We start from the raw sequence: 6,265 nt of genomic DNA, 5'->3' as shown, positions 1-6,265 counted from the left end.
GAATATTCTGCCTACCTTAAACAGAATTTGGCACTTCGAATCGAACAGGCAAAACTACTCTTAATGCGTCATCGCTTAGATGCGTTTTCGACACAGCTCGGTGGCAGCATCGAATGGGCTCGCAATAGCTTCCCTCAAAACGATGCCAGAATAGATGCGCTTCTCTCAGAGCTTTTGGCCATCAATGAGGCACGACCACACCAGGAAGATCTAGAGATCTCTGGCTCGTTAGAACTTCTAAGAAGCAAGATTGAACAGAAATATCGCGATCGTACACTGGATATGCGTGCGCCAGCCGATAAATCAAACAACGAGGACGCGACCGAATGAGACGCTTATTTTTCCTCATTGTCTGCGCCTTATTCGTCACAGCGTTGATCGTTAAAGGCATTCAATACGATACAGGCTATGTTCAAATTACCTATGGGCACTGGCTAATCGAAACAAACTTGTGGGTCTTGCTCGCTTTAATCATCATGGCCGCTTCCGGTCTCTATCTCATCTTTGGCTTACTCAGAAGTTTTAAGAAAAGCGCGGGCGGCGTCCTTCATTGGAATCGAATACGGCCTAAGAAAAAGGCAAACCAACAGAGTGAGTCAGGGTTATTGGCGTTTCTTGAAGGAGATTGGGACAGCGCACAAAAGCTACTTACGCAATCCGCGAAGCACGCGCGCATGCCCATCGTTAATTTACTGGCAGCAGCAAATGCGGCTCACCAGCAAGGCAACCACAAACAGTCTGCCGAGATTCTTAAGCGGGCGCACCAGTTATCTGGTGGCTCTGAGCTTGCCGCAAGCCTTACACAAGCTCGACTGCATATCGAGGTTGGTCGATTCGAGGCAGCGCTAGCGGTGCTTGTTCGCTTACAAAACAAATACCCCAAGCATCCCTATGTCGCCCAGCTGCTCGTTAAGGTCTACACGGAACTAGAAGACTGGGAACAACTCGTCCGGTGCTTTGAAGGTGAACAAAGTAAGCTTGTTCACCTGGATGAAGAGTTCGAACGCAGCATTTGGGCAAAGCTTTTTGCTAGCTACGCTAAGAAGTTTGAGGCGAGCCAAGAAAAGGCTGAGATCACCGAAACACTATCGGAGCTTTGGAAAAGAGTACCCGGCAAGTATCGTTTTGATGAACACGTAATTTATGCCTACACACGGGAACTTCTAGCGATTCGTGCGGATTACGAAGCGGAAGTTATTCTTCGCAAAGCGCTTGATAACAACTGGAGTGAGAATCTTGCGGACGCTTACGGGCGCACTCAAGGCAAAGATAGAACCGAGCAGCTATTACATGCAGAGAAATGGCTAAAGGAGCGTCCGAACAGCCCTAGGCTGCTGCTTGCACTTGGGCGCCTATCTCTTCGCTGTGAACTATGGGGCAAGGCGGCCGAGTATCTTGCCGCAAGCCAGAAACAACAGGCCTCGCTTGAAGCGGTTGCAGAACTCTATCGCTTGTTCACTCATTTAGGTAAACCCGAGAAAGAGACCGAAAACCTGCTCAACAATCTAATGAACCATATCCAACTACCAGAGTTACCACAGCCGCGCTTAACGCGAAGCAATCACTAGATTTGATCACGGCTGACATACTCAAGCACATCAGAATAAAAATGCTCTTGCGATAGGCCTGCCTGCTCAAGCGCATCAAGCGATGTATAAACCAATTTTGGTGAGCCGGCGGCAAATACGAGGCTATTGGACAAATCATCGTGACTACTCAAGATCGCATCCGCTAGCAAGCTATGATGTTCCGTACAGGTTGGATCAAGCGTTTCTGTAACTACACATTCAAAACGAAAATTTTCGTGCGTTTCCGCAAGGTTCTGCACGCTTTCTAGCGCATACAAATCGCTTTGCTTTCTCGCGGTCCAGTAGAGACTCAACTCTTGCTGAAAGCCGTTCGCTAAAAGATACTCGATGATGCTTTTCATCTGCGCAAATCCGGTTCCCGCAGCAAGTAATAACACTGCAGAGGAGGGGACACGATCAAGACAAGCCTTACCAAATGGCAGCTTCACACTGACCGACTTGTTGTCTTGAAGGAACTTCACAATCTCCAACGCTTTTTCTAGATGCGGATCCGCCTGAATATGCAGCTCAATCTCCCTAAGTCCCGGAGCGCTCGCAATAGAAAAGTACGCGTCTTCGTCTCGCTGAGGCAGATCAAGCGCTAAATATTGTCCAGCAAAAAAAGCCACCGGTTTACCCGCTGGCAATTCAAGAATCACTTGGTATACGTCACCCTGCAACACACTTACAGACTGTATCTGACAAATAATATTTTTCATTGGTAGTTCTTTGGGGCCATAGACCCCGTCCATCCTTAAAATTAGGTCAGACCTTGGTTTGGCATGACAAACAAATACGTCGTTGGGTGTTCCATCCTGAGATTGCTGAGCAACGAGGCCTGTAGGAGTAGACACAACGCCTAACTCAAGCTTTGCACGACAGATATGGCAAACCCCATTCCGACAACTAATGGGAAAACGCACTCCAGACTCTTGAGCGGCTTCGGCAATGCTTTGCTCTTCCGCGCAAGTGAACGTCAGACCTTTTGGCTCAATCGTGACAGAAAACGTCATTTCTTGATCGGAATTCCGAGTTTATCCCAAATATCATCTACACGCTGTTTTACAGCTGGGTCCATCTCAATGACGCGTCCCCATTCTCGATCTGTTTCCCCGGGCCACTTATGCGTTGCATCCATCCCCATCTTTGAACCAAGACCCGAAATAGGAGAAGCAAAATCAAGATAGTCGATAGGCGTACTTTCGACCAACGTCGTATCTCGAGCAGGATCCATACGGGTAGTAATGGCCCAGATCACATCTTCCCAGTTACGCGCATCGACATCATCATCGGTAACGATCACAAACTTGGTATACATGAACTGACGCAAAAAAGACCAAACCCCCATCATCACACGCTTCGCATGACCAGGGTATTGCTTTTTCATGGTCACGACCGCGAGCCGATATGAGCAGCCTTCAGGTGGCAAGTAAAAATCGACAATTTCTGGAAATTGCTTTTGTAAGATTGGAATAAAGACTTCGTTTAATGCAAGCCCTAGAATCGCCGGCTCATCTGGCGGACGGCCCGTATAGGTGCTGTGATAGATCGGATTTTTTCGATGCGTTATGCGCTCTACGGTAAATACCGGGAACTGATCAACCTCATTATAATACCCTGTGTGGTCACCAAAAGGCCCTTCAGGCGCCAGATCATCCGGATAGATAAACCCTTCAAGCACATACTCGGCACTGGCTGGTACAGTCAAATCGCTATGCATGGTTTTCACCGTTTCCGTTTTTCCACCACGCAACAAGCCTGCAAAAGCATACTCTGAAAGCGAGTCAGGAACAGGCGTAACGGCACCCAATATAGTTGCTGGATCAGCACCTAATGCTACGGCTACGGGAAATGGCTGGCCTGGATTTTTCTGTTGCCACGCTTGAAGATCGAGGGCGCCTCCTCGATGTGAAAGCCAACGCATGATGACACGATTTTTACCAATGACCTGCTGACGATAGATTCCCAAGTTCTGCCGCTCTTTCTCTGGATCAGGTCCCTTCGTTACCACTAAAGGCCAAGTAATCAACGGACCGGCATCGCCTGGCCAGCAGGTTTGAACGGGAATTCTACTCAGATCGACATCGGCTTTTTCGACCACCACTTCCTGACAGGGAGCATGGCGCAACACTTTGGGCCCCATGTTCATGACCTGTTTAAAGATAGGCAACTTCTGGAATGCGTCTTTAATCCCTTTTGGCGGATCTGGCTCCTTCAAAAAGGCCAGCAATTTGCCAACCTCTCGCAAAGCCGACACATTCTCCTGCCCCATCCCTAAAGCAACGCGGCGAGGCGTACCGAACAGGTTACCCAATACAGGCGTATCAAAGCCTTTTGGGTTCTCAAACAAGATTGCCGGGCCACCAGCCCTAAGAGTTCGGTCACATATCTCTGTCATCTCAAGGTGCGGATCAACTTCAGCTTTAACGCGAACGAGTTCGCCCTGCGCTTCAAGTTGCGATATAAAATCTCTAAGGTCTTTGTATTTCATGCTTCTCTTACGCCGCAAATGAAAAAGCCGACTATCGATAGCCGGCTTTTTATCAATCTTGAATGTCTTAGCGCTTCTTCATCGCCAAGAAGAACTCATCATTGGTCTTCGTATCTTTGAGTTTATCGATCAGGAATTCAGTGGCTGCAATGTCATCATCCATATTGTGAAGCAACTTGCGCAAAATCCAAACGCGTTGCAATTCATCTTCAGACATCAACAGATCTTCGCGACGCGTACCTGAACGACGGATGTTTATTGCAGGGTACGTGCGCTTCTCAGCGATCTTCCGATCAAGGTGCACTTCCATATTACCGGTGCCTTTGAACTCTTCATAGATCACTTCGTCCATCTTGGAGCCGGTATCGACAAGCGCGGTCGCAATAATCGTCAAACTACCGCCCTCTTCCACATTCCGCGCTGCACCAAAGAAACGCTTTGGACGCTCAAGTGCATGCGCATCGACACCACCGGTGAGCACCTTACCCGAGCTTGGAATAATCGTATTGTATGCGCGAGCAAGACGTGTAATCGAATCAAGAATAATGACAACATCCTGCTTATGCTCAACAAGTCGCTTGGCTTTCTCGATGACCATTTCTGCTACCTGAACATGGCGCGCAGGAGGTTCATCAAACGTACTCGCAACCACTTCGCCGCGAACAGATCGCTGCATCTCAGTTACTTCTTCAGGCCGCTCGTCAATCAGCAACACCATCAAATGACACTCAGGACTATTGCGCGCAATTGACTGCGCAATATTTTGCATCATTAGGGTTTTACCTGCCTTTGGCGGAGAAACAACCAAACCACGCTGGCCTTTACCGATAGGTGCGACCAAATCTAGGATACGGCCGGATAAGTCTTCGGTACTGCCATTGCCAACTTCAAGAATCAATCGATCATCAGGAAATAGAGGCGTAAGGTTTTCAAACAAGATTTTGTTTTTCGACGATTCAGGCTTGTCAAAGTTGATCTGACTAACCTTCAACAACGCAAAGTAACGCTCGCCATCTTTTGGCGGGCGAATCTTACCGGAAATGGTATCGCCGGTTCGCAAATTAAAGCGACGGATTTGGCTGGGCGAGACATAAATGTCATCAGGCCCTGCCAGGTATGAACCTTCAGCAGAGCGCAAAAAGCCGAAGCCATCTTGCAAGATTTCTAATACGCCATCACCGTATATATCTTCTCCGCCTTTTGCATGGCGCTTCAGAATGGTGAAAATGACATCTTGTTTACGAGAGCGAGCCAGGTTGTCTAAACCCATTTCGGCTGCAATTTCTAAAAGTTCGGGTACGTTCTTTTTCTTTAATTCGGAAAGATTCATATCAATAGTCTTGATTACACAGAGTTGTGTTGTACTTGAGGGCTGAGGAATATCTAGGAAAAGCGCTGAGGGCGGAAAATAAGCTATGCCGCAGTCGGCTTCATTGGTAAGTTAAGATAGATCAAATTGAAAACAATATCTAGTTTTATTCTACAAAAACTTACTTTAACATCGATATTGACTTCCAACACCCAAACCAAACCTCATAAAGACGACGTTTCTCTATGCAAAAAACGCATCTACTTCCTTTGGAAGAAGCGCTTTCAACACTGCTTGAAAAGATACAGACGAGCTCGCAAACAGAACGGGTCTCGATTACTGAGGCTCTTAACCGAGTAGCGGCCGAAGATATAACATCGAGCCTTTCCATACCACCGTTCGACAATAGTGCGGTTGATGGCTACGCGTTCCGAATAGCGGACATGGAAAAAGAGGGTCGCCTTCCTGTAAATATGCGTATTCCTGCGGGAGCGGCGCCTGGAAAACTTGAGCCTGGGTGCGCCGCTCGTATCTTCACCGGCGCACCCACTCCCGCTGGAGCGGACTGCGTCGTTATGCAGGAAAGCGCCGACATAGACTCTGCAAACGAACAGAGCTACGTCTCTTATGCCTCAGAGATGAACTCACAGCAAAATATTCGCCCCGCAGGCCAGGATTTCAGCAAAGGCCAGCAACTTCTTCGCAGGGGCGATGTACTGAGACCACAAAACATTGCTCTACTTGCCTCTGCCGGGATTGCCAGTATCCATGTATTCAAGCCATTAAAAGTGGCCATACTTTCTACTGGGGATGAGCTTGCCGCGCCCGGAGAGACTTTAAAGCCAGGCCAGATCTATAATTCTAACCAAGCGCTGCTGAGCACACTTGTTCGCAACT

6 protein-coding genes are annotated in these 6,265 nt (G+C 48.1%); 3 read left to right on the top strand and 3 right to left on the bottom strand.

The window, feature by feature from the left end; all coding sequences use genetic code 11:
• Together A3751_RS13020 and A3751_RS13015 are read left to right on the top strand one after the other, a co-directional pair.
• The coding region (locus A3751_RS13020; RefSeq protein ID WP_197466332.1) for a uroporphyrinogen-III C-methyltransferase at positions 1 to 330 on the top strand (330 nt) is incomplete at its 5' end.
• Positions 327 to 1,568, top strand: a complete 1,242-nt coding sequence (locus tag A3751_RS13015; RefSeq protein WP_068456720.1) for a heme biosynthesis HemY N-terminal domain-containing protein — start codon at positions 327 to 329, stop codon at positions 1,566 to 1,568. The genes A3751_RS13020 and A3751_RS13015, both read left to right, overlap by 4 nt.
• On the opposite strand, the gene A3751_RS13010 is transcribed toward A3751_RS13015, so the two are convergent.
• From A3751_RS13010 to rho, 3 genes are all read right to left on the bottom strand, one after another.
• Positions 1,565 to 2,581 (bottom strand): 2Fe-2S iron-sulfur cluster-binding protein, encoded by a 1,017-nt coding sequence (locus tag A3751_RS13010; RefSeq protein WP_068456717.1) that lies wholly within the window; start codon positions 2,579 to 2,581, stop codon positions 1,565 to 1,567. The two genes, A3751_RS13015 and A3751_RS13010, sit on opposite strands and share 4 nt — an antisense overlap.
• Positions 2,578 to 4,059: a 4-hydroxy-3-polyprenylbenzoate decarboxylase gene (ubiD, locus tag A3751_RS13005; RefSeq protein ID WP_068456714.1), complete on the bottom strand. Its 1,482-nt coding sequence runs from the start codon at positions 4,057 to 4,059 to the stop codon at positions 2,578 to 2,580. The genes A3751_RS13010 and ubiD overlap by 4 nt, the downstream gene beginning before the upstream one ends.
• A 67-nt stretch (positions 4,060 to 4,126) precedes the next feature.
• Positions 4,127 to 5,389 (bottom strand): transcription termination factor Rho, encoded by a 1,263-nt coding sequence (gene rho, locus A3751_RS13000; protein WP_068456710.1) that lies wholly within the window; start codon positions 5,387 to 5,389, stop codon positions 4,127 to 4,129.
• Between the two features lie 224 nt (positions 5,390 to 5,613).
• Between rho and A3751_RS12995 the strand changes: the two genes are divergently transcribed.
• The coding region (locus tag A3751_RS12995) for a molybdopterin molybdotransferase MoeA (RefSeq protein WP_197466331.1) at positions 5,614 to 6,265 on the top strand (652 nt) is incomplete at its 3' end.

This window comes from Oleiphilus sp. HI0080 (assembly GCF_001635135.1).
This window is presented reverse-complemented; position numbering and strand designations above follow the sequence as displayed.